Origin of the sequence: Streptomyces phyllanthi (assembly GCF_009377205.1) — a bacterium.
Taxonomy (GTDB): domain Bacteria; phylum Actinomycetota; class Actinomycetes; order Streptomycetales; family Streptomycetaceae; genus Streptomyces; species Streptomyces phyllanthi.
Genome location: NZ_VJZE01000896.1, coordinates 1 through 1,430, shown reverse-complemented (window position 1 = coordinate 1,430; position 1,430 = coordinate 1). Strand labels below are relative to the sequence as shown.

The window sequence follows — 1,430 nt, the reverse complement described above, 5'->3', positions numbered from 1 at the left end:
CCCCCCAGGGCCGCGCGCCGCTTGTCAGCCCCGTCGCCCCGACGGCGTCAGCTCTTGGGCACGATCTGCACGTCGAGCTCGACCCGGATACTGGGCCCGACAACCGCGATACCCCGCGCGAGCATGGTCTGCCAGCTCACCGTGAAGTCGTCGCGCCGCAGCTCCGTGGTGGCCCTGCAGGCCGCCCGCACCTCGCCCTCCATACCGTTGCCCAGTCCGAGGTACTCGGTGTCGAGCGTGACCGTCCGCGTCACCCCGTGCAGGGACAGCGCCCCGGTGATCGCCCACCGGTTCCCGCCCCGGTGCGCGAACCGGTCGCTGTAGAACTCCAGCGTCGGATACCGCTGCACGTCCAGGAAGTCCGCCGACCGCAGATGGTCGTCCCTCATCTTGACGTTCGTGTCGATGGAGCCCGCGTCGATCACCACGTGCATCGCCGACCGCTCCACGGACTCCGCGATGCGTATCGCCCCCGCGAAGTTGTTGAACCTCCCGTGCACCTGCGCCAGCCCGATGTGCCGCGCGGTGAACCCGATCGAGGAGTGCGTCGGCTCGATCTCCCAGTCGCCCACCTCGGGCAGTTCGTACGGCTGGGCGATCTGCAGGGTCACATCCCCGAGCGAGGCCAGCACACTCTCGTCGACGACGGCACTCGCCCGGTACGGGGTGTACCCCTCGGCCGACACCGCCAGCCGGTACTCCCCCGCGGGCACCGTCGCCACGAACAGCCCGTACGGATCCGTTCCCCCGCCGACGACCTTGCGGCCCATCGCGTCACTGACCACGAACTCCGCCTGTGGCACAGGCTCGTTCACCGGATCGAGCACGCGGCAGCTGAGCACTCCGGCACCGGGCGGAACACGCACCGCCGCCAGAGGACCTGTCCGTTGCCCCTGCTTCGTTCGGTTTCCACGCCAGCGGCCCAGCATCTTCGACCCATCCCTGCGCGACTTGAAATCATCCGTTGTCGAGGCAGCATTCGACCACCGTAAGTGCTTTCGAGGCAACAGAACGACACATCAAGGAATCCAGCGCATGCGCTGGTACTCCGCACAAGTAACCCCGACTTTCACCATTTGTCAGGTTTTGCGGAGAATCATCAGTCCTTTCGTACCTCTGGGACCCGCTCCAACTCGATCCCGAACCGCTCCCGGTACGTCTCCAGAATCGTCTCGTCCGACTCCAGTTCCGTCACTTTCCGGCCGCCGTCGGCGGACGTGACCGTGAACGTGTGTCCGCTGAGTGTGATCCGTCCGCCGCCCTCCGTCATCCGTGAGCAGACCAGGGACTTCCGGAAGTGCGACACCGGCGACGTACTGTGCCACCAGGCTCCGAGCACGAAGTCCCCGAGCAGCCTCGGCCGCATCTCCAGCCGGTACACCGGCTTCCCGTCCTGCCACACCTCCAGGTCCCCGAACTCCGCCGCCTCT

Annotated in this window: 2 protein-coding genes; both read right to left on the bottom strand. The window is 67.0% G+C overall.

The annotated features are described in order from the left end of the window. Positions 1-47: 47 nt before the first annotated feature. The gene (locus FNH04_RS45955; RefSeq protein WP_152792145.1) at positions 48-929 is read right to left on the bottom strand and encodes a YceI family protein; all 882 of its coding nucleotides are present in this window, start codon (positions 927-929) and stop codon (positions 48-50) included. A 170-nt stretch (positions 930-1,099) separates the two neighbouring features. Further along, positions 1,100-1,430 (bottom strand): arylamine N-acetyltransferase (locus tag FNH04_RS45950; protein WP_194237062.1); only part of this gene is annotated, 331 nt, incomplete at its 5' end.

Excerpts from the sequence above, each read along its gene's own strand:
- FNH04_RS45955 (WP_152792145.1), bottom strand. The coding sequence starts at position 929 with ATGCTGGGCCGCTGGCGTGGAAACCGAACGAAGCAGGGGCAACGGACA.